Source organism: Paraburkholderia gardini (assembly GCF_907164575.1).
Lineage (GTDB): Bacteria > Pseudomonadota > Gammaproteobacteria > Burkholderiales > Burkholderiaceae > Paraburkholderia > Paraburkholderia gardini.
In genome coordinates this window covers 146,343-168,800 of the sequence record NZ_CAJQYY010000012.1, presented here as the reverse complement: position 1 = coordinate 168,800, position 22,458 = coordinate 146,343, and the positions used below count along the sequence as shown (strand labels likewise).

At 65.0% G+C, this 22,458-nt stretch carries 12 protein-coding genes; 11 read left to right on the top strand and 1 reads right to left on the bottom strand.

The genetic code is table 11. The annotated features are described in order from the left end of the window. The first annotated feature begins 241 nt into the window (after positions 1-241). From LPA34_RS12470 to LPA34_RS12420, 11 genes are all read left to right on the top strand, one after another. Positions 242-3,685: a maltotransferase domain-containing protein gene (locus LPA34_RS12470; RefSeq protein WP_228978454.1), complete on the top strand. Its 3,444-nt coding sequence runs from the start codon at positions 242-244 to the stop codon at positions 3,683-3,685. Next, entirely contained in the window at positions 3,682-7,140 is a 3,459-nt protein-coding gene (gene treS, locus LPA34_RS12465) for a maltose alpha-D-glucosyltransferase (protein ID WP_228978452.1), read from the top strand. Before LPA34_RS12470 ends, treS begins: the two co-directional genes overlap by 4 nt. Beyond that, positions 7,133-9,343, top strand: a complete 2,211-nt coding sequence (gene glgB, locus LPA34_RS12460) for a 1,4-alpha-glucan branching protein GlgB (protein WP_228978450.1) — start codon at positions 7,133-7,135, stop codon at positions 9,341-9,343. Before treS ends, glgB begins: the two co-directional genes overlap by 8 nt. Before the next feature lie 104 nt (positions 9,344-9,447). Further along, positions 9,448-11,649, top strand: a complete 2,202-nt coding sequence (gene glgX / locus LPA34_RS12455) for a glycogen debranching protein GlgX (protein ID WP_228978447.1) — start codon at positions 9,448-9,450, stop codon at positions 11,647-11,649. A 90-nt stretch (positions 11,650-11,739) separates the two neighbouring features. Further along, positions 11,740-13,650, top strand: a complete 1,911-nt coding sequence (gene treZ, locus LPA34_RS12450) for a malto-oligosyltrehalose trehalohydrolase (RefSeq protein WP_228978445.1) — start codon at positions 11,740-11,742, stop codon at positions 13,648-13,650. Next, entirely contained in the window at positions 13,647-15,848 is a 2,202-nt protein-coding gene (gene malQ, locus LPA34_RS12445) for a 4-alpha-glucanotransferase (protein ID WP_228978444.1), read from the top strand. Before treZ ends, malQ begins: the two co-directional genes overlap by 4 nt. Further along, positions 15,845-18,697 carry a malto-oligosyltrehalose synthase gene (gene treY / locus LPA34_RS12440; protein ID WP_228978442.1) on the top strand — a complete coding sequence of 951 codons (2,853 nt, stop codon included), beginning with the start codon at positions 15,845-15,847 and terminating at the stop codon, positions 18,695-18,697. The genes malQ and treY overlap by 4 nt, the downstream gene beginning before the upstream one ends. Positions 18,698-18,782: 85 nt before the next feature. Then, positions 18,783-19,211 carry a TOBE domain-containing protein gene (locus tag LPA34_RS12435; protein WP_228978439.1) on the top strand — a complete coding sequence of 143 codons (429 nt, stop codon included), beginning with the start codon at positions 18,783-18,785 and terminating at the stop codon, positions 19,209-19,211. Between the two features lie 215 nt (positions 19,212-19,426). Beyond that, positions 19,427-19,912 carry a molybdopterin-dependent oxidoreductase gene (locus tag LPA34_RS12430; RefSeq protein WP_228978437.1) on the top strand — a complete coding sequence of 162 codons (486 nt, stop codon included), beginning with the start codon at positions 19,427-19,429 and terminating at the stop codon, positions 19,910-19,912. Positions 19,913-19,924: 12 nt separating this feature from the next. Then, the gene (locus tag LPA34_RS12425; protein WP_324251732.1) at positions 19,925-20,557 is read left to right on the top strand and encodes a nitrogen fixation protein NifQ; all 633 of its coding nucleotides are present in this window, start codon (positions 19,925-19,927) and stop codon (positions 20,555-20,557) included. 111 nt (positions 20,558-20,668) lie between these two features. Then, complete coding sequence (locus LPA34_RS12420; RefSeq protein WP_407672524.1) at positions 20,669-20,992, top strand: winged helix-turn-helix domain-containing protein; 324 nt, start codon at positions 20,669-20,671, stop codon at positions 20,990-20,992. Positions 20,993-21,027: 35 nt separating this feature from the next. Here LPA34_RS12420 and LPA34_RS12415 read toward each other — a convergent pair whose 3' ends face one another. After that, positions 21,028-22,365: a DUF2325 domain-containing protein gene (locus LPA34_RS12415; RefSeq protein WP_228978432.1), complete on the bottom strand. Its 1,338-nt coding sequence runs from the start codon at positions 22,363-22,365 to the stop codon at positions 21,028-21,030. Positions 22,366-22,458: the final 93 nt, after the last annotated feature.

The following is a 22,458-nucleotide window of genomic DNA, read 5'->3' as shown; positions in this document are numbered from 1 at the left end:
GCACAGCGCTTGCTGCATCCGCTCGGTCGATCCGGCCTGGCGCCGTTGCGGGCATCTTTGCGGACCGCTTCGCGATTCCATGCGGCGACATGTCGATCTTTGCACTACATTGACCAGTACGCGCACGTGCCCCAGGCATCCGTCAGGCATCGCGCGGCATCCGGCTCTGGAAGCCCAACGAGCGATGTGATCGCACCGTACGTGCATCCACACCGTGGCAGGACCAAACTGGACACGACAGATGGAACCTCCTCACGCTTACGCGCCGCGGATCTATTTCCTTCATCCCACCCTCGTCGGACCACTCAGGGCCTGGGCAGCCCAGTTTGAACATGCGGCATCGCTCGGCTTCGATCACGTGCTGATCGGCGCGCCGTTCCAGCCCGGCAACGCGAACCATGGTCAGATCGTCGCCGATCACGACCGGCTGCATCCCGTATTCGACGCACATCAGCCCGCCACCGCCGCGCTGCAGGAGCTCGCTACCGCGGCGCGCGAGCATGGGCTGACGCTGCTGCTCGACATCGTGCTCGATCGCGTCGCCGCCGATGGCGCGCTGTTTCGCGATCACACCGGCTGGTTTCATCCGTTCGAACCCGAGGAAGCGCGGCTCGACCCGCGCCACGGGCTACGCGAAGACAACGTGGCGTACGCGAACTTCGCGAACCCCGAAGCATCGGGCCATCTGCTCGACTGGTGGACACAGAAGCTCTCCGCGCTCGCCGCGGCGGGCGTCGGCGGGTTTCGCCTCGACTCCCCGCAACACGTGCCTGCCGACGGATGGCGACGGCTTGGCGAAGGCGTGCGCGCGCGCCATCCGCGCGCGCGGTTTCTCGCCGCCACGCCCGGTCTCACACGTGACGACATGATGAAACTTGCGGGCGCGGGCTTCGACAGCGTGTTCTCGTCGGTGCGCTGGTGGGATTTTCGCGCCCCGTGGCTCACCGAGGAACACGCGACGCTCACGCGTATCGCGCCGCCCATCGCGTTTCCCGAGGCACCGTACGGCACGCGCCTCGTCGCCGACCTGCCCGGCGTGCATGACGCGGGCGCCATCGAGCGCGCGTACCGGCGCGCGCTGAACGTGGCGGCGGCCGTCGGCACCGGCTGGCTCGTGCCGATGGGTTTCGAATACGGCATGGCGCTGCCGATGTCGTACACACGCGGCAACGCAGCCGATTACGCGGCCGCGCGCCAGTCGGCACACTTTGACCTGACGAAAGAAGTTGCTCACGCGAACGCGCTCCAGCGCGATCTGAACACGCTCGGCACGTCCGGCGAACTGCGCGCGCTGAGCGGACCCGGCGCGCCGGCCACGGTGCTGTTGCGCGGCAACCGTGCCGATCTGCGCGACGCGAGCGAAGCGGTGCTCATCGTCGTCAATCCCGATCGCGATGTACCGGTACCAATCGATCCCGCGCGCTTCCTTGATGGCGTGCCGGGCAGCTTCACGCGCTTCGCGTCGCTCGACAGGGAAACCGCCGAAGCGCCAACGCACGCGTTGCCGTCCTTCACACTGCAACCCGGCGCGTGCCGGCTCTTCAGCGCGCTCGCCGGCAAGCCCGTGATCCTCGCGCCGCCTGTCGACAAGGCCAGCAGCAAGCATAGCGGCCACAAGACGGTGATGGACGCCATTGCAGCGGCGCGCGTGGCGATCGAAAGCGTGACGCCCTCGATCGACGACGGACGTTTCCCGGTCAAGCGCATCGTGGGCGAGCACGTCGAGGTGCGAGCCGCCATCTTCGCCGAGGGCCACGACAGGATCGCCGCGGCCGTCATCTGGCGCGCCGCCGACGAAACCGTCTGGCACGAAGCGCCGATGTTTCCCGCGCAGCCTGCCGGCAACGATCTCTGGTCCGCGCACATTCCGCTCGAACGGGTCGGCCGTCATGAGTTCACGGTGACCGCATGGCGCGACGACTTCGCGTCGCTGACCGAACACATACAGAAGAAGCTGAAAGCCGGCCAGACCGTCGAACTCGAAATCGACGAAGCGAGTCATCTCTTCGCACTCGTGCTTGCCGAAGTGGAGACCGCTGAAAGCGCGGTCACCGGGCCGCTCACGCACGTCGTCCGCGAATTCACCAAAGCCGACGCCGCGGGCCGCCTCGAACTGCTGCTCGCGCCGGCCACCGCGAAAGCCGTCGCCGCCGCGCGCCACCGGCCGTTCCTCACGCGCGACCCGGTGATCTACCGGATCGAGTCGGAACGTGCCGCCGCGCGCTTTGCAAGCTGGTACGAAATCTTCCCGCGCTCGATGAGCGACGACGTGAACCGTCACGGCACGTTCGCCGATGTCGTCACGAAGCTGCCGCGCATCCGCGACATGGGCTTCGACGTGCTGTACTTCCCGCCGGTCCATCCGATCGGCGTCACGAACCGCAAGGGACGCAACAACACGCTGAACGCACTCGAAGGCGACGTCGGCAGTCCGTACGCGATCGGCGGCAAGGAAGGCGGCCATACGGCCGTGCATCCCGAACTCGGCACGCTCGACGACTTCAAGCGCATGCTGGCCGCCGCGCACGAACACGGCCTCGAAATCGCACTCGATTTCGCGATTCAATGCTCGCCCGATCACCCGTGGCTGAAGGAACATCCGACGTGGTTCGCGTGGCGCCCCGACGGCACGCTGCGTTACGCGGAAAATCCGCCAAAGAAGTATCAGGACATCGTGAATCCGGACTTCTATACGCACGACGCGAAGCCCGACCTGTGGATCGCGTTGCGCGACGTGATCCTGTTCTGGATCGACGCGGGCGTGCATATCTTCCGCGTCGACAACCCGCATACGAAGCCTCTGCCGTTCTGGGAATGGATGATCGCGGACGTGCGCGCGCGTCACCCCGACACGATCTTTCTCGCCGAAGCCTTCACGCGGCCACGCATGATGAACCGCCTTGCGAAGATCGGCTTCTCGCAGTCGTACACGTATTTCACCTGGCGCGAGTCGAAGCGCGATTTCATCGAGTATCTGACCGAACTCACGCAGAGCAGCGCGCGCGAGGTCTACCGGCCGAATTTCTTCGTCAATACGCCCGATATCAATCCGCGCCATCTGCAGTCGCAGGGGCGTGCGGGTTTCGTGATCCGCGCGGCGCTGGCCGCGACGCTCTCGGGGCTGTGGGGCGTCTATAGCGGCTTCGAACTGTGCGAGGCCGCCGCACTGCCGAACAGCGAGGAATATCTCGACTCCGAGAAGTACCAGCTGCGCGCATGGGACTGGAACCGCCCGGGAAACATCGTCGGCGAAATCACCGCGCTCAACCGCATTCGCCGCGCGCATCCCGCGCTGCACACGCATCTGGGCGTCACGTTCCTGCCCGCGCACAACGAGCACATCCTGTTCTTCGAAAAGGCAACCGAAGCGCGCGACAACGTGATCGTCGTCGCGATCAATCTCGATCCGTTCAACGAACAGGGCGCGGATATCGAGCTTTCGTGGGCGACGTTCGCGCACTGGCACCTGAACGATCAGGCGGCAATCGAAGTCGTCGACCAGATGACGGGTCAGCACTTCGAATGGTACGGAAGGTGGCAACACGTGCGGCTCGATCCCGGCACGCGACCGTTCGCGATCTGGCGCATTGCACCCGCTGACGGATTACCCCGCGACATCCCCGACAACCACGGCGAGACCGGCACGGACTTCGACGTCGACTCACCGAACGAAGGTGCGATATGAAACGCGACGACACCCCCGAAAGCGCCTCGCATGCCCGCACGACCGGTGCGGCGACCAGCGTGGCGGCACCGGTTGGCCACCCCACACCGCACAAGGCCGGCGCGCGGCGCGGCAAGCCCTCGGCGTTGAGCGACGATCCGCTCTGGTACAAGGACGCGATCATCTACCAGGTGCACATCAAGTCGTTCTTCGATGCGAACAACGACGGCGTCGGCGATTTTCCCGGGCTGATCGCGAAGCTCGACTACATCGCCGAACTCGGTGTGGATGCGATCTGGCTGCTGCCGTTCTATCCGTCGCCGCGTCGCGACGACGGCTACGACATCGCCGATTACCGCAACGTCCATCCGGATTACGGCAATCTCTCCGACGTCAGACACTTCATCCAGGAAGCGCACGCGCGCGGTATCCGCGTGATTACCGAGCTGGTGATCAACCACACGTCGGACCAGCATCCGTGGTTCCAGCGCGCGCGTCGTGCGAAGCCCGGCTCGAATCATCGCAACTATTACGTGTGGTCCGATACCGACCAGAAGTACACGGAAACGCGCATCATCTTCATCGATTCCGAGCCGTCGAACTGGACACACGATCCGGTTGCGGGCGCGTACTACTGGCATCGCTTCTACTCGCATCAGCCGGATCTGAACTTCGACAATCCCGCGGTGCTCAGGGAAGTGCTGCAGGTGATGCGGTTCTGGCTCGATATGGGCATCGACGGTCTGCGGCTCGACGCGGTGCCGTACCTCGTCGAACGCGAAGGCACGAACAATGAAAACCTGCCGGAAACCCACGCGGTCCTGAAGAAGATTCGCGCGACGATCGACGCCGAATATCCGAACCGGATGCTGCTTGCCGAAGCGAACCAGTGGCCGGAAGACGTGAAGGAATATTTCGGCGACGAAGACGAATGCCACATGGCGTTCCACTTTCCGCTGATGCCGCGCATCTACATGTCGATTGCGAGCGAGGACCGCTTTCCGATCACCGACATCATGCGGCAGACGCCGGATATCGGCGAGACGAACCAGTGGGCGATTTTCCTGCGTAATCACGACGAACTCACGCTGGAGATGGTCACCGATTCCGAGCGCGACTACCTGTGGAATACCTACGCGAGCGACCGGCGCGCGCGTCTGAACCTCGGCATTCGTCGCCGGCTTGCGCCGCTGATGGAGCGCGACCGCCGACGCATCGAACTGATCAATTCGCTGCTGCTCTCGATGCCGGGCACGCCGGTCATCTATTACGGCGACGAGCTCGGCATGGGCGACAACATTCACCTGGGCGATCGCGATGGCGTACGCACGCCGATGCAATGGTCGTCCGACCGTAACGGCGGCTTTTCGCGCGCCGATCCTGAACAACTGGTGCTGCCACCCGTGATGGGATCGCTCTATGGCTACGACGCGGTCAACGTCGAATCGCAGAGCCGCGATCCCCACTCGCTGCTGAACTGGACGCGCCGCATGCTCGCCACCCGGCGCGCCAAGCGCGCGTTCGGCCGCGGCACGATCCGCTTTCTGAGGCCTGACAACCGCAAGATTCTCGCGTATCTGCGCGAAGTGCCGGATGAGCCGACGATTCTCTGCGTCGCCAATCTTTCGCGCGCGCCGCAGGCGGTCGAACTGGATCTGTCCGAATTCGCCGGCACCGTGCCGATCGAAATGACGGCCGATTCCGTCTTTCCGGCGATCGGGCAGCTGACCTATCTGCTGACGTTCCCGCCGTATGGTTTTTTGTGGTTCCTGCTTTGCCCGGGCAACCAGCGCCCGACATGGAGCCAGGCGCATTCGGAGCCGCTGCCCGAATTCGTCACGATCGTGATCCGCGAGGGCCAGCTCGGCCCGACGCCGGAGAACGTGCGTCTGCTCGAATCGGAAGTGCTGCCTTCATGGCTCACCCGCCGGCGCTGGTTTGCGTCGAAAGACCAGAAGCTGCAGGCCGTGCGCCTCGCCGCACTGACAACGATTCCCGATGCGGGCTTTGCCTTCACCGAAATCGAAGCGGACGTCGGCGGTCACACGGAACGCTACGTCGTGCCGCTCGCGATCACCTGGGGGAGCGACACCACTACACCGCTCTTCATGCAGCTCGCGCTTGCACGCGTGCGGCGCGTGCGCAACATCGGGCATCTGACGGATGCCTTTTCGCTGCCGCAATTCGCGCACGGCGTGCTGCGCAAGCTGCGCGAGCGCGCCGTCGTTCCGACCGTGCAGAAGAGCGAGATCTGCTTCGTTCCAACCGACCGCTTCGACGAACTCGACCTGGGCGACCGGCCCGAGATCCGCTGGCTCGCGGCCGAGCAGAGCAACAGCTCGCTCGTGATCGCCGACGCGATTGTGCTGAAGCTCGTGCGGCGGCTCGTCGACGGCATTCATCCGGAAGCGGAAATGAGCCGCTATCTGACGAAGATCGGCTACCCGAACACCGCGCCGCTGTTCGGCGAAGTCGTGCGCGTCGATCCCGCGGGCGTGCCGCACACGCTCGCGATCCTGCAGGGCTTCGTCGACAACCAGGGCGACGCGTGGAACTGGGCGCTCGACTACCTGCGCCGGGTCGTGGACGAACTCGCTTTCACCACCGACGGCATCGAACCGTCACCCGACCGCGCCAACGAAGAAGAAGCGATCGAAGGCTACCGTTCGCTCCTGGGCACTATCGGCAAGCGGCTTGGCGAGTTGCACGTCGCACTTGCGTCGCCATCGGACGATGACGCGTTCGCGCCCGAAACAGCGTCGCCGCAGCAGGTGCAGGCGTGGATCGACGGCACGCAGTCGCTGCTCGCGACCGCGCTCGATATCCTCGCGGAACGCATCGATCAGCTCGTCGACGATACGCGCGACCTCGCGAAGAGCCTGCTCGAACGGCGCGCGGCGCTCACCGAGGCCGTATCGAAACTCGTGCCGGCCAACGCGAAGGCACTGCGCACCCGCATTCACGGCGACTTTCACCTGGGTCAGGTGCTGGTCGCGCAGGGCGACGCGTTCCTGATCGATTTCGAAGGCGAACCGGCACGGACGCTCGAGGAACGGCGCATGAAGTCGAGCCCGCTGCGCGACGTCGCGGGTCTGATGCGATCGCTGTCATATGCGAGCGCAGCCGCGCAATCGACAATGGAAAACGCGCCGCAGCAAACTGCCGACCGCAAGCGCACGCTCTTCGACCGCTTCCGCGGGTTTGCAACGCAGGCATTCCTCGACGAGTATCGCAACGCCATCGAGGCGGCGCCGCAACCGCTCGTCGAACCTGCGTTCGAGGCAGCACTGCTCGACCTGTTCCTGATCGAGAAGGCCGCCTACGAGATCCGCTACGAGGCCGCCAACCGGCCGACGTGGCTAGGTCTGCCGGTGCGTGGACTCGCGGCGCTCGCGAGCCGCATGCTGGGCGATACCGGCACACCATCGCACGATCCCGCTGCACCGGATCCGCAAGGCGGAGGCGACCATGAATGATCGCGACCTCACCATCGGACTGAATCCGCTCGATATCGACGCGCTGGTCGAGGCGCGCCACCCCGACCCGTTCTCGCAACTCGGGCTGCACCAGACCGATGCCGGCCCGGTCGTGCGCGCGTTGCTGCCCAACGCGGCGGGCGTCACGATCATCGCGCGCGACGACGGTCGCACGCTCGGTGAACTCACGCATATCCGTCACGGCCTCTTTATCGGGCACGTTTCGAACGCGGTGCCCTATCGTTTGCGCATCGACTGGCATGGCACGCCGCAGGAGATCGAAGATACGTACGCGTTCGGCAACGTGCTGTCCGACGAAGCGCTAACGCGTCTCTCGCATGGCGATCCGTATGCGGTACTCGAATGTCTCGGCTCACGCCCCGCGACGGTCGACGGCGTGCCCGGCGTGCGTTTCGCCGTGTGGGCGCCGAACGCGCGACGCGTTTCCGTGGTCGGTGATTTCAACGCGTGGGACGGACGCCGTCATCCGATGCGTCTGCGTCATCAGGCAGGCGTGTGGGAGCTGTTCGTGCCGCGCGTGGCCGCCGGTGCGCGCTACAAGTACGAAATGCTGACGCGCGACGGCCATCCATTGCCGCTCAAGGCAGACCCGTGCGCGATGCAGACCGAGCGGCCACCCGCGACGGGTTCGGTGGTCGCGCACGTCGACGAGGTCGAGCAGTTTCCGTGGACCGACCACGCGTGGATGCAGTCGCGCGGCGGCAGGCAGACCGCGAAATCGCCGATCTCGATCTACGAAGTGCACGCCGAGTCGTGGCTGCGCATCGCCGAGGAAGGTCATCGCGGCCTGACGTGGGAGGAGATGGCCGGGCGCCTGATTCCATACGCGAAGAGCATGGGCTTCACGCACATCGAGTTCCTGCCGGTGGCCGAGCATCCGTTCGGCGGTTCGTGGGGATATCAGCCGCTTGCGCAGTTCGCGCCGTCCGCACGCTTTGGCAAGCCGGAGGAATTCGCCGCGTTCGTGAACCACGCGCACGAAGAAGGACTCGGGATCATCCTCGACTGGGTGCCCGCGCATTTTCCGAATGACGCACACGGTCTGATCGAATTCGACGGCACGCCGCTCTACGAGCACGCCGATCCGCGCGAAGGCTATCACCAGGACTGGAACACGATGATCTACAACCTCGGCCGCAACGAGGTGAGTGCGTTCCTCGTGGCGTCCGGGCTGGCGTGGCTCAAGCGCTATCACGTCGACGGCCTGCGCGTGGACGCGGTTGCCTCGATGCTCTATCGCGACTATTCGCGCGCGGCCGGCGAATGGGTGCCGAACATCCATGGCGGCCGCGAAAATCTCGAATCGATCGCGTTCCTGAAGCGGCTGAATCACGAAGTCAAACACATGCCCGACGTACACGGCGCGATCACGATCGCCGAGGAATCGACCTCCTGGCCGGGCGTCACGGCGCCGCTCGATCAGGGCGGCCTCGGCTTCGACTTCAAGTGGAACATGGGCTGGATGCACGACACGCTGCACTACATGCACGAAGACCCGGTGCATCGCCGCTATCACCATCACAACATGACGTTCGGGATGGTCTACGCGTATTCCGAACGCTTCGTATTGCCGCTTTCACACGATGAGGTGGTGCACGGCAAGGGCTCGCTGCTCGGCAAGATGCCTGGCGACCGCTGGCAGAAATTCGCGAACCTGCGCGCGTACCTCGCGTTCATGTGGACCCATCCGGGCAAGAAGCTGCTCTTCATGGGCGGCGAATTCGGGCAGCTTGCCGAGTTCAATCACGACCAGTCGCCGCACTGGCATCTACTCGACGATCCGTTGCATCACGGCACGCAGATGCTGGTGCGCGACCTGAACCGTCTGTATGACGACGAGCCGGCGCTACACGTGCTCGACAGCGAACCCGGCGGCTTCGAATGGATCATCGGCGACGACAGCGGGAACAGCGTGTTCGCGTTCAGGCGCGTGGACGGCGCCGGTCGCGAACTCGTCGCCGTGTGCAACTTCACACCGGTGCCGCGCCCCGGCTACCGCATCGGCATGTCGCGCGCCGGCCGCTGGCGCGAGGTGCTCAACACGGATGCAGGCGTTTATGGCGGCTCGAACGTCGGCAACGGCGGGCTGATCCACACGGAAGATGTGGCGAGTCATGGCAAACCGCAATCGGCAACGCTCGTGCTGCCGCCGCTCGCGACCATCGTTCTGCGCGCGGACTGAACGCCTTGTGCAGCACCATCCGCACACGAAGCAACGCATGGATAAACGCCGGTGGGAGGTTGTAGTTCCCGATCGCGCACAAATCAGAACAAGGAACGGGAATCATGTCGCATGCGTTACCCGACCGGTTGTCGCCGGGTTCTTCCTGGCCGCTCGGGGCCACCTGGGATGGCCTTGGTGTGAACTTCGCCGTGTTCTCCGCGAACGCACAGCGCATGCAGTTGTGCCTGTTCGACCCGACTGGCCGCAAGGAACTGACACGCTTCGACATGCCCGAATGCACCGACGAAGTCTGGCACGGCTACCTGCCAGGTGCGCATCCGGGCACCGTCTACGGCTTTCGCGCCGACGGCCCTTACCAGCCGCAGGACGGCCATCGCTTCAATCCGCACAAGCTGCTGCTCGATCCGTACGCGCGCAAGCTCGTCGGCCAGTTCCGCTGGTCCGACGCGCTCTTCGGTTATCGCGTGCATTCGAACCGGCTCGATCTGTCGATCGACCGCCGCGATTCGGCGCCGGCGATGCCGAAATGCATCGTGGTCGACGAGGCGTTCGACTGGTCGCACGACGCGCGCCCGAACGTGCCGTGGGGCGAAACGGTGATCTACGAAACGCATCTGCGCGGCGCATCGATGATGCGGCCCGGCCTGCGTCAGCACGAGCGCGGCACGTTTGCCGCGCTCGCCGCGCCCGATTTCATCGATCATCTGCTCAAGCTCGGCGTGACCGCGGTGGAATTGCTGCCGGTGCATGCGTTTCTGAACGACCGGTTCCTGGTGAGCCGCGGCCTGCGCAACTACTGGGGCTACAACACCGCCGCGTTCTTCGCGCCGGAGCCGTCGTATCTGTCGATGCACCGCCTCGACGAAATGCGTATCGCCGTGCGTCAGCTGCACGCGGCCGGAATCGAAGTCATTCTCGACGTGGTCTATAACCACACCTGCGAAGGCAACGAACAGGGGCCGACCGTTTCGTGGCGCGGCCTCGACAACGCGAGCTACTACCGGCTGATTCCCGGCGACGAGCGGCATCACATCAACGACACCGGCTGCGGCAACACGCTGAACATCCAGCATCCGCGCGTGCTGCAGATGGTGATGGATTCGCTACGCTACTGGTCGACCGCGTTCAATATCGACGGCTTTCGTTTCGATCTCGGCGTGACGCTCGGCCGCGAGCATTCCGGATTCGATCCCGGCTCGGGTTTCTTCGATGCGATCCGCCAGGACCCCGTGCTCTCGCAGCGCAAGCTCATTTCCGAGCCGTGGGATATCGGCCCGGGCGGCTATCAGCTCGGCAATCATCCGCCAGGGTTCGGCGAATGGAACGACCGTTTCCGCGACACCGTTCGCCGTTTCTGGCGCGGCGACGCCGGACTTCGCCCCGATCTGGCCGCGCGTCTGACAGGATCGGCCGATCTCTTCAACCGGCGCAGCAGGAAACCGTGGGCGTCGGTGAATTTCGTGGCTTCGCACGACGGCTTCACGCTCGCCGATCTCACCGCCTACGAGCACAAGCACAACGAGGCGAATACCGAAGAGAACAACGACGGTCACAACGAGAACTGCAGCAGGAACTGGGGCATTGAAGGACCCACGGACGACCCGGAGATCATCGAAACGCGCGCGCGCGTGGCGCGCTCGATGACCGGGACGCTCTTCATGGCGCTCGGCACGCCGCTCTTCCTGGCCGGCGACGAGTTCGGCCGCACGCAGCAGGGCAACAACAACGCATACTGTCAGGATAACGAGATTTCCTGGCTCGACTGGGAACGTGCGACGCTGCCGAGCGGCGCGCGGATGACAGAATTCGTCTCACGCGTGATCGCGTTGCGCAAGGCGCATCCGCTGCTGCGCGAGATGCGTTTCCTGTCCGGCGATCACGAAGTGCTGCCCGGCCTCTACGATGTTGGCTGGTTCGATGAACGCGGCGAGCCTTTGACGATCGAAGCATGGCAGGATCCCGAAGGGCGCGCGCTGACCTTGCGTCGCGCCGGCCCCGATCTCAATGGTCAAACGGAAGTATTGTTGATGATGTTGAACGCGTCGTCGGAGGCACTGATGTTTTCGCCGCCTCCGCCTCATCTGGAATGGAATGTGCTGCTCGATACGGCCCGCCCCGAAGCGCCGGCGCATCCGCTTGTCACGCCCACGCTCGAAGTCGCCGCGCACGCGCTCGTCGTGGTTGGCGCGCTGCCGGTCGGCGACGCGGACTGGCAGGCTGGATGGCGTGCAGGCGCGCAGTACGGACCGCGCCTCCTGACCGCGTTGCCGCCCGATCCGGGCGGCACGCCGGATCACGAATGAGCCGCGCCGCGTGCGTCGCACACTGTCTCGACTGTCCCGCCGGCTGGGACATCCGCAAGAGGCGACGTCAAAACTGAATGGTGACGAATCATGTCTGAAAGTCCGATTGATCCGCACAAGCGCCATCACGCGCACTGCCTGCCGTTCGGCGCGCAGCTGCGCGGTGCGCATAGCAGTGCGCCGCGCACGCGCTTTCGCTTCTGGGCGCCTTCGTGCGAAGCGGTGAGCGTCGAGATCGAAGGCGGTGCGCCGAAAGCATCCGTGGCGATGACATCCACCGGCAACGGCTGGTTCGAGGCGGAAGTCGCGTGCGGCGCGGGCACGCTCTACCGTTATTGCATCGACGGCGGGCTGACGGTTCCCGATCCCGCATCGCGCTTCCAGCCACAGGACGTGCACGGTCCGAGCGAAGTGATCGATCCGCGGGCGTACACGTGGCAGCACACGAACTGGCACGGGCGGCCATGGGAAGAGACCGTGCTGTACGAACTGCACGTCGGCGCGCTCGGCGGCTACGGGGGCGTGATGGCGCGTCTGCCCGCGCTCGTCGACCTCGGCGTGACCGCGATCGAACTGATGCCGCTCAACGATTTCCCCGGCGCGCGCAACTGGGGTTACGACGGCGTGCTGCCCTACGCACCCGATTCCAGCTACGGCCGCCCGGATGACCTGAAGGCGCTCATCGATCGCGCGCATGGTCTCGGGCTGCAGGTGTTCCTCGACGTGGTGTACAACCACTTTGGTCCTGACGGCAACTATCTGCATCAATACGCGAAGCCGTTCTTTCGCGAGGACACGCACACGCCGTGGGGCCCGGCAATCGATTTCGGTCGCATCGAGGTGAACGAGTTCTTCTGCGACAACGCACGCTACTGGATCGACGAATATCGCTTTGACGGCCTGCGTCTCGACGCGGTCCACGCGATCGACAACGACGCATGGCTGCGCGAATTCTCGGATCACGTTCGCTCGCACGTTCAACACGGAAGACACGTCCATCTCGTGCTGGAAAACGAGCGCAACACAGCCGCGCTCCTCGACACGCATTTCGATGCGCAGTGGAACGACGACGCGCACAACACGCTGCACGTGCTGCTGACCGGCGAGCACGAAGGCTACTATCAGGCGTACATCGACCAGCCGATCCGGCGCCTTGCGCGGATACTCGGCGAAGGCTTCGGCTATCAGGGCGACCCTTCGCCGATCCATGAAAACCGGCCGCGCGGCGAACCGAGCGGGCATCTGGCGCCCACGTCGTTCGTCATGTTTTTGCAGAACCACGATCAGGTCGGCAATCGCGCGATGGGTGAGCGTCTGCGTTCGCTGTGCGCGCCCGACGCACTGCGTGCGGCAACCGCACTGTTGCTGCTGTCGCCGCAGATTCCCCTGCTCTTCATGGATGAAGAAACCGGCTCTGAGCAGCCGTTTTTCTTCTTCACCGACTACACCGGCGATCTCGCGAATGCCGTGCGCGAAGGGCGCCGTCGTGAATTCGCGCGCTTCTCCGCATTCAGCGATGAAAGGCGCCGCGCCCAGATTCCCGATCCCAACGACGTGCGTACGTTTGCATCGTCGTCACCTTCGGCATCGTCATCCAGCGAATCGGACAGCGCGGACCGGCTCGAATGGATGCACTTCTACAAGTCGGCGCTGACCGTGCGCGCGAAACTCGTCACGCCGCGCCTGCGTCATGCAAAGGCACGCGGCGCGCACGTGCTGCGCGCGCAGAACGGCGACGATGCGAACGCGCTCGTGGCGAGCTGGAAACTCGGTGATGGCGAGACGTTGTCCATCGCAGTCAATCTCTCGGACGAAACGGTGCCGTTCGTGGAAGTCCCCGCGGGCAAGGTGATTCTCGAAACACCAGCGCGCGTGCGAGACGCGATCGCGAAGAACGTCCTGTCGCCGTTCTCTTTCGTCGCGTGGCTGACGGGCGACGTCAGCCATTACGCCTTCGGCCACGACGCACGCAAGGTTGCAGAACCGGAGCCGCACGCGTGAACATCACCCGACGCGCTACCGGAACCCTCGAAAGCCTCGCCGCACGCGCGGGTTTTGAAGTCGAATGGAGTAATGCCCACGGTGAGATGCAACGCGTGCCCGACAGCACGCTCGCCGTGCTGCTGGAACGCATGGGCCTGCCATGCGGCAACGCCACGCAACTCAGACAAAGCACGGCCACGCTCGACGCCGAAACGGCAGGACGCAAGCTGCCGCCCCTGATGACCGCCGAATGCGAACGCGGCATCGCGCTGCCCGCCGCCGCAGTGAAATCCGCCAGCCGCTATCGTATCGAGCTGGAAAGCGGCGCGATCATCGATGGCCGCTTCACGGCGCCCAGGGGCGAAGCCGCGCTGCTTTCGCCGATCGGCGAAGTGGGCTATCACACGCTCGTGATCAACGAGCAGCGCATAACGCTGGCCGTCGCGCCCTCGCGCTGCTACACCGTCGCCGATGCGTGGCGCACGCTGCACGAAGATGCATCCAGCGTGCCGCCGCTGTGGGGCGTGGCCGCGCAGCTATACGGGCTGCGCCGCCCGGGCGATGGCGGTATCGGCGACTATTCGGCGCTCGCCGCGCTTGCCATCGAAAGCGCGCAACACGGCGCGCACGCGCTCGCGGTCAGCCCGACGCATGCGATGTTCAGCGCCGAGCCGGAACGGTTCAGTCCGTATTCGCCGTCGTCGCGCCTGTGGCTGAACGTGCTGCATATCGATCCCGCCGCGGTGTTCGGCGCGGAAGCGGCACACGCGGCGCTTGCGCGGATCGATGCCGGCGACGCGTGGTCGCAACTCGAAGCGTTACCGCTGATCGACTGGCCGGCCGCGGCCATTCTGAAGCTCAAGGTTTTGCGCGCGCTTTTCGAGCAGTTCTGCGTGCATGAACGTGCGCAGGACGCGCCGCGTGCGCTCGAATTCCACGGCTTCTGTGTCCGCGGCGGCCGCGCGCTCGAGGATCACGCGCGCTTCGAGGCGTTGCAGGCCGCGCAGTTGGCCGCGCCGGACTGCAACGGCCACTGGCGCAACTGGCCGGAAAATCTTCGTGATCCGCGCAGTGAAGACGTCGAAGCGTTCGCGCAGGCCCATCGTCACGAAGTCGAATTTCATCTGTTCCTGCAATGGCTCGCCGCGAAGGGTCTTTCGCACGCGCAGCATGCCGCGCGCGACGCCGGCATGGCCGTGGGATTGATCGCGGATCTCGCGGTTGGGTGTGACAGCGCGGGCAGCCATGCGTGGTCGTATCGCGACGAAATGCTGACGGGCGTGTCGGTCGGCGCGCCCCCCGATCTGTTCAACCAGGCGGGCCAGGCGTGGGGACTCACCACGTTTTCACCGCGCGCGATGCGCTCGCAGGGCTTCGCCGCGTTCATCGACATGCTGCGCGCCGCGTTCGCGCACGCGGGCGGTGTGCGCATCGATCACATCCTCGGCCTGCGGCGGCTGTGGCTCGTGCCCGACGGCGAGAAAGCCGCGAACGGCGCATATCTGCGCTATCCGCTCGAAGACATGCTGCGGCTCATCGCACTCGAATCGTGGCGTCATCGTTCGATCGTGATCGGCGAAGACCTCGGCACCGTGCCGCCCGGTTTTCGTGAGCGGCTCACCGAACACGGGCTGTCGGGCATTCGCGTGCTGTGGTTCGAACACGCCGGCTGGGGTCAGGGTTTCAAGGCGCCGCAACACTGGGACCGCGACGCGGTGTCCACCACCACGACACACGATCTGCCGACGGTGGCCGGCTGGTGGCTCGGCGCGGACATCGACTGGCGCAACCGCATCGGCCAGACCTCCGCACGTGCCGACGGCCGCGATCCGGTCGCGCTTGCGCATGAAGAGCGCGCGGGCGATCGCGCGGCGTTGTGGCGCGCCTTTCAGGCTGCGGGTCTCGCGCCGCACGACGCGCCCGCGCCGCCGCTCGGAAGCCCGCCCGTCGACGAGGCGCTCGCTTTCGTCGCCATGACGCCTGCCGTGCTCGTCACGTGTCCACTCGAGGATCTGCTCGCGCTGGCGGATCAGCCCAACCTGCCCGGCTCCATCGACGAACATCCGAACTGGCGCCGCCGTCTCGCGCTGCCGGTCGACGAGCTGTTCAGGGAGGCGACGTTCCGCGACCGGCTGCGCGCGGTCGCCGCCGGACGCGCCGCATCCGCGCCGGCTCCTTCTTCTGCTTCTGCTTCTTCACCGTCTGATACGCCATGACTGTTCCACGCTCCACGCTCAGACTGCAGTTCCATCGCGGCTTTACGTTCGACGATGCGCTCGCGCACGTCGAATATTTCGCTGCGTTAGGTATCAGCCATCTGTACGCTTCACCGATAACAACCGCCGAGCCAGGCTCGATGCACGGCTACGACACGATCGACTACACGCAGGTCAATGCGGAACTCGGCGGCGAAGCCGCCCTCAGGCGTCTCGTCGACAAACTGCACGCGCACCGCATGGGGCTCATCGTCGACGTCGTGGCGAATCACATGGGCGTCGGCGGCTCGGGTAACGCGTGGTGGCAGGACATTCTCGAATGGGGGCGGCACAGCGCATACGCACGGCACTTCGACATCGACTGGCATTCGCCCGACCCGGCGCTGCGCGGCAAGGTGCTGTTGCCGTGCCTCGGCGCCACGTATGGCGATGAACTCGCGGCGGGCCACATCGCGTTGCGCTTCGCCGCCGATACGGGCCGCTTTTACGTTGCGTATCACGATCGCGCGTTCCCGGTTTGCCCGATCGAATACGCGGGCATCCTGAAGGCCGCCGACCGCGCCGATCTGACCGCGCTCGCGGAACGCTTCGATGGCGTCACCACGCAGCCCGCCGACCAGCCGCGCGCCGCCGAAGGCATCGAAGCGCTGCGCACGTACGTCGCGCAGAACGGGCTCGCGGGGATCGAAGCCGCGCTCGAGACCTTCGATGCGGGTGCTCCGGTGACGCGCGAGCGGCTGCATCGGCTGCTCGAACGACAGCACTATCGTCTCGCGTGGTGGCGCACCGCTGCCGACGAGATCAACTGGCGGCGCTTTTTCGACATCGGCACGCTCGCGGGCGTGCGCGTCGAACGCCCTGAAGTGTTCGATGCGGTCCATGCGCTGATTTTCCGGCTGTATGCGGAAGGTGTCGTGGATGGCGTGCGGATCGATCATGTCGATGGACTCGCCGAGCCGCGCGAGTATTGTCAGCGGCTGCGCCTGCGGCTCAATGAACTGCGTGAGGGCAATCCGTATTTCATCGTCGAAAAAATTCTCGCGCGCGGCGAACCGCTGCGCGACGACTGGCCCGTCGACGGCACGACGGGCTACGACTTCATGAACGACGTCGGCGCGTTGCTGCACGATCCGCAAGGCGCCGGGCCGCTCGCCACCATGTGGGCGGAACTCACCGGCCGCAGTGCATCGTTCGCGGACGAGGCATTGATCGCGCGTCGCAAGATCCTGACCGTGAATCTCGCGGCGGAACTGGATCGCGCGTCGCGCGCGCTGCATCGCATCGCCCGCGACCAGTTGTCGACGCGCGACTTCACGTTCACCGCGATCCGTCGCGCGCTGACTGAACTGGTCGTGCATTTTCCGGTGTATCGCATCTATCCGCAAAACACCGTGCGCAGCGAGATCGACAACCGCTACTTCAATCACGCGTTCGATGCGGCGAAGCAGACGCTCGCACGCGGCGATCTCGCCGTGCTGGAGCGCATCGGCGAATGGCTTGGCGGCACGCAGCAAGGGGACGACGCCGGCGGCAATGCGCCGGGTCACCCGGGATCGTCGCGACGCACCGCGCAAACGGTTTTTTCGCAGCTCACCGCACCCGTCTCAGCCAAGGCGATCGAGGATACCGCGTGCTACCGCTACGGACGCCTGTTGTCCCGCAACGAAGTGGGCGCCGATCCGGGCGAATTCGCGCTGACCGTCGAGCAGTTTCACGCGGGCAATCTGGAACGCGCGCGACGCTTTCCGCATGCGATGCTCGCTACCGCGACGCACGATCACAAACGCGGCGAGGACATGCGTGCACGCCTTGCCGTGCTAAGCGAGATTCCGCAGGAATGGGGCGCGACGCTGCGCGGCTGGTCGACCCTGAACACGCCGCATCGTCGTGAAGCGGTCGCTCGCGATCCAGTTGCGCGCGAGCGCAATACCACGGATACCAGCGCGGCAGCGGACAGCGAACGTCACTGGGCGCCGGGCCCCGACGCGGAGGCGATGCTGTATCAGACACTCGTGGGCTGCTGGCCACCCGGGCTCGAACCCGGCGACGAGGCGGGCGTCAAGGCGCTGGCCGAACGCGTGGCGCAATGGCAGTTGAAGGCATTGCGCGAAGCGAAACTGCGCACGGACTGGCTCGCGCCCGACGAAGCATACGAAAACGCCTGCCGCGATTTTCTCTTCGACGTGCTCGCACCACAGCGACGCGACGGCTTTCTGCGCGAGCTACATGCTTTCGTCGAACGGATCGGCGCGGCGGGCGCGATTAACAGCCTGCAGCAGACGGTGCTGCGTCTCGCGTCGCCCGGCGTTCCCGATCTATATCAGGGCACGGAATTGTGGGACTTCAGTCTTGTCGATCCCGACAACCGGCGGCCCGTCGATTTCGCGCAGCGACACGCGTGGCTCGTCGCGACGCCGCCGTCCGTGCAGCTTGCAAACTGGCGCGATGGCCGCGTGAAGCTGGGTGTCGTGCACCGGATGCTCACGTTGCGCGCGCATCTGCCGGCGCTGCCCGATCAGGGTGTGTATATGCCGCTGCGCGTTCGCGGCAGCCAGGCGGCGCACGTCATCGCGTTCGCGCGGCGCTATGGCAACGCGTATGGCGTCGTCATTGCCACGCGCCTCGCCGCGACGTTGCTCGATCCGGGCACGGACATGCCGCTCGTCGCGCCCGAACGATGGGGCGACACGGCCATCGAGATGCCGGAGGCGCTCGCTTCGCGCGCGCTCTTCGACTGGTTGAGTCCGGGCGCGCCCAAGGTCGATGAATCCGGCCTGCTGTATCTGCGCGACGCGCTTGCGGCGATGCCCGTCGCGGTGCTGGTCGAAGAAGGCGTACCGCCGGTTTGAGCTGGAACGCTTCGGGTACACTGATCCGCTTTCTCAACCCGACCTCCGCCGATTGCTTCGACGGGAATCTCACACGGAGACAGACATGCGAACGAGTGCCCGTAATCATTTTTCCGGTCAGGTCACGAGCGTCAAGGCCGGCGCCGTCAACGACGAAATCGCGCTGCGCACGCAGGACGGCCTCGACATCGTCGCCGTCATCACGCACGGCAGCGCAGCAGCACTGGGGCTTGCGGCGGGCAAACCGGCGTTCGCGCTGGTGAAGGCTTCGTCGGTGCTCGTGATGGTCGATGTCGACGGCAGCAAGGTGTCGGCGCGCAACGTCGTCGCGGGCACGGTTTCGACCGTGAACAAGGGCGCGGTGAATGCCGAGGTCATCATCGCCGCAGCCGGCGGTGCGCAGATCGCGGCGATCATCACCAACGACAGCGTCGAGCGTCTCGGGCTCGCCAGCGGCAAGGCTGCCGCGGCGGTCTTCAAGGCATCGAGCGTGATCGTGGGCGTCGACCAGTAACCGTCGCGCGCAACCCGATGCCGGCGCGGCAACGCGCCACGAAGCGCAAAGATCAGAATATGCCGGCGGATATGATGCATATCGAGCGATCCGGCGTGCAATCGCGCCCGATCGCAGCGTAATATACCCAGAGACATAGCGATGAACAAGCCGGCATGGCCGGCGGAGGATCGAAGATGGGTATGGCAGATACCGCGGCAAAATTCGAGCAGGTCATGACATCGACAGCACCGGCGATTGCGGAGCATGCAACGCCTGGCGGGATTTCGCTGACGGGCGACGTATTGCGCGCCATGTCGTTTTCCGTGGATGAACTGAGGGCGCGCGCGAACGTACTTGCCGATACCTTCGACCTGCAGTGCTTCACGACCGACCGGTTTATCCGCACGGTCGATCGTTATCGCGGTGTCCTGCTCAAGGAACTCATCAGTCTTGCCGGCCTGCGCTGCGATTCGCCGGGAGATTTCAAGCGGATGGTGATGATCGCAAGCGCTCATGACGGATACGCGGTCACGTTTTCGTGGCACGAACTGTTCAATACGCCTGTGGGCGAACAGGTTCTGATTGCCTGTGAATGCGGCGGCCAGCCGCTGGACGCGGAGCATGGCGCGCCAGTGCTCTTCTCCGGCACGGACATTCATTCCGCGCCGCGCCATGTGAAGCGGCTCGCGCGAATTGAAACGCGGGTACTCAGGCCTTAAACCCGCCGCTTTATGAACGAGCACTCGCCCCGCGTAAGTCCGCCGGTACCATCCACGGCACTGCATGCATCGAACCTGGACGAAGCATCCGCTGCGCGCGAGAACGAACTGCTCGTCGCGACGGACGAATCGCCCACGCCAGACGCACGATTGTTTGCGCGCCTGATCGCGGCGCGCGAAGTGCGCGGAGAAATCGCACTGCTCGGCGTTACGCAAAATGCGCTGGACGCCCTTTTTAAACGACACTTCCCAAACGTAGCAAAGCCACCACGCATTCCGGCGTTGCCGGCTACGCTTCCCGCTTCAGCACACGCGGATTTTTTGAGCGCGCTTGCCGCATTGCTTCAAACCCACGCAAACCCGTCGACAAACGAGGACGACATGCGCTGCATCGCGGCGATCGTCGCGCATGCATGTCTGAGGCCGGATCATCTGTGGCGCGATCTCGGCTTAAGCGGCCGTGACGACGTAACCGCGATGCTCGAGCGTTATTTCCCGACGCTGGTCATCCGCAATACCGCCAGCCTGCGATGGAAAAAATTTCTCGCGCGTGAACTCGCGCTGGCTCGCGGAACGGAACCTGGCCCGGCGCCGGGTTGCCCGGGATGCGAAGACTTCGGTTACTGCTTCCCGCACGGACATTGACGCACCTGCCTGCGCGAACGCGCGTCGCCATCGTGTATGCTTTCGCGCATGGCTAAACCCGCAAACAACATGAAGAATCTGGCACAAGCCCGACCGGAGGTGCGCTTTCGCATGCGCATCCAGCAGGCAGGCACGATCGCGCTCGGGCCTGGCAAGGTCTCACTGCTCGAAGCCGTGCGGGAGCACGGTTCGATTTCAGCGGCTGCACGCAGCCTCAACATGTCGTACCGGCGCGCGTGGCTGCTGATGGACGAACTGAACCGCTCGCTCAAATCGCCCGCTACCGTCTCGGAACACGGCGGCCAGAGCGGCGGCGGCAGCGTCCTCACGCCCGTCGGCGAAGAGATCATCCGTCTGTATCGCGACATCGAACAACAGGCCGCCGCGGCATGCGCGGCCCAGATCACCGCGCTCACCAGACTCGTCAAACGCTGAGCGGACTGATTCCGCCTGGTAGCGCCCGATTGCAGTCAACCGTGTCGCAGACAAAACCGCGAGGCGCGTGGCGCACCTGCCGCGAGAGACGCCGCGTGGGCACGCGTCACCCGTTCGACGAAGCTTGCGATGCTGGCGGTACGCAACGGGTAATACGTGACCTGATGTCGTTCGCACACGCGCTTGAGCATGTTCATCGAATCGTGGTCCACGCAGTCGACCGGAAAAACCACCATGTCCGCACGCGGCAACGCCGCCGCCAGCAGACCTTTTCTGTCTTCAACGCCACCGTCATGCAATGTCAACGCTCCGCCCGCCGATTCGACGATTCGCCGGAGCGCGGCGTTCGAGCCCGGCCGCCCGCCCACGTAGACGATGCGCTTGCCGCCTAACGCATCGAGAAGTGCCTGATGCGCATCGGGCGCTTCCGCGGAAAGCGGCATCGTTCGCTCCATGGCACCTGCTTCGGCCTGCACGATGTCAAGCAGCGCGAGTGCTTCGTCGAGACTCTCGCGTAGCGCCTGCGCGTATTCCTGCTCTTTTGCCGCGCGCTGCTCAGCGGCCTCGCGCCGGCTCGTGTGGAGCGCAAGGCGCGCGTCGCGGGCCGCGAGTGCATCGCGCAGCGTCGACACCTCGGCTTGAAAGCTCGCTTCATCGCTTGTGCTCTTGCGCTCGAGTTGCATCGTTAGCTGCGCGATTTGCGCCGAGAGTTCGCGAATCGACGTATCCCGCTGGATGCTCATTTCGTGCAGACGCTTCTGCTGGCGCTCGACCCTGTCGCGCAATGTCGCACTCTCCGCTTCCAGTGCGACAAGGCGACGAATATCGGCGCGGTTCGCCGCGCCCACCAGATGCGACAGCATGTGCAACGCGCCAAACGCGACCTGCCGCTCGTGCATCGTCGCTTGCGGATGCGTCATCAGCGCCCAGTACGCGGGCGGAATGTCACCGTTCGCGAGCGCTTCATCCCACATGGCAAGTAGCGCTTCGGCGTCGCGCGCCTTGTCGAAACGCCGTATGGCGCCCACGTAGCGCTCATCCAGCGCCTTGTGCAGTGCCTTGCCACCCGCGCCGCCTTCCATGGCAAGCTCGACTGCCGCGTGGTGAATCTCAAGGTCGCTCGCATGCTCCCGGTCCACGTCGGCGAACTTCGACACGATCTTGCGCAGTTCGTGCGTCGTCAGGCAGGTGCCGATGACCGAGCAGTGCAGATGCGGATCGAGCTCAGCAAGGCGCACACGGCGCCTTGAGCTGGACAACTGCGGCCGCGTCGGCTGGCAACATGCATCGCCCGTACGCGGCCAGGCTCCAGCCTCGTCTTCGGGTTGAGCGAGGCCCGGCGTGCGGGCGAGACGAAACGGCGGAGTGTGCATGATGACCTCGAATCCTGTTCCGGTTTTACGGCAGGTTTGACGCTGTCGACAGCGCTTCTCCACCGTGCAACTTCACTTCAGCGAAATATACTA

Coding starts and splice junctions, on each gene's coding strand:
- LPA34_RS12470 (WP_228978454.1), top strand. CDS start 242: ATGGAACCTCCTCACGCTTACGCGCCGCGGATCTATTTCCTTCATCCC.
- treS (WP_228978452.1), top strand. CDS start 3,682: ATGAAACGCGACGACACCCCCGAAAGCGCCTCGCATGCCCGCACGACC.
- glgB (WP_228978450.1), top strand. CDS start 7,133: ATGAATGATCGCGACCTCACCATCGGACTGAATCCGCTCGATATCGAC.
- glgX (WP_228978447.1), top strand. CDS start 9,448: ATGTCGCATGCGTTACCCGACCGGTTGTCGCCGGGTTCTTCCTGGCCG.
- treZ (WP_228978445.1), top strand. CDS start 11,740: ATGTCTGAAAGTCCGATTGATCCGCACAAGCGCCATCACGCGCACTGC.
- treY (WP_228978442.1), top strand. CDS start 15,845: ATGACTGTTCCACGCTCCACGCTCAGACTGCAGTTCCATCGCGGCTTT.
- LPA34_RS12435 (WP_228978439.1), top strand. CDS start 18,783: ATGCGAACGAGTGCCCGTAATCATTTTTCCGGTCAGGTCACGAGCGTC.
- LPA34_RS12430 (WP_228978437.1), top strand. CDS start 19,427: ATGACATCGACAGCACCGGCGATTGCGGAGCATGCAACGCCTGGCGGG.
- LPA34_RS12425 (WP_324251732.1), top strand. CDS start 19,925: ATGAACGAGCACTCGCCCCGCGTAAGTCCGCCGGTACCATCCACGGCA.
- LPA34_RS12420 (WP_407672524.1), top strand. CDS start 20,669: ATGCGCATCCAGCAGGCAGGCACGATCGCGCTCGGGCCTGGCAAGGTC.
- LPA34_RS12415 (WP_228978432.1), bottom strand. CDS start 22,365: ATGCACACTCCGCCGTTTCGTCTCGCCCGCACGCCGGGCCTCGCTCAA.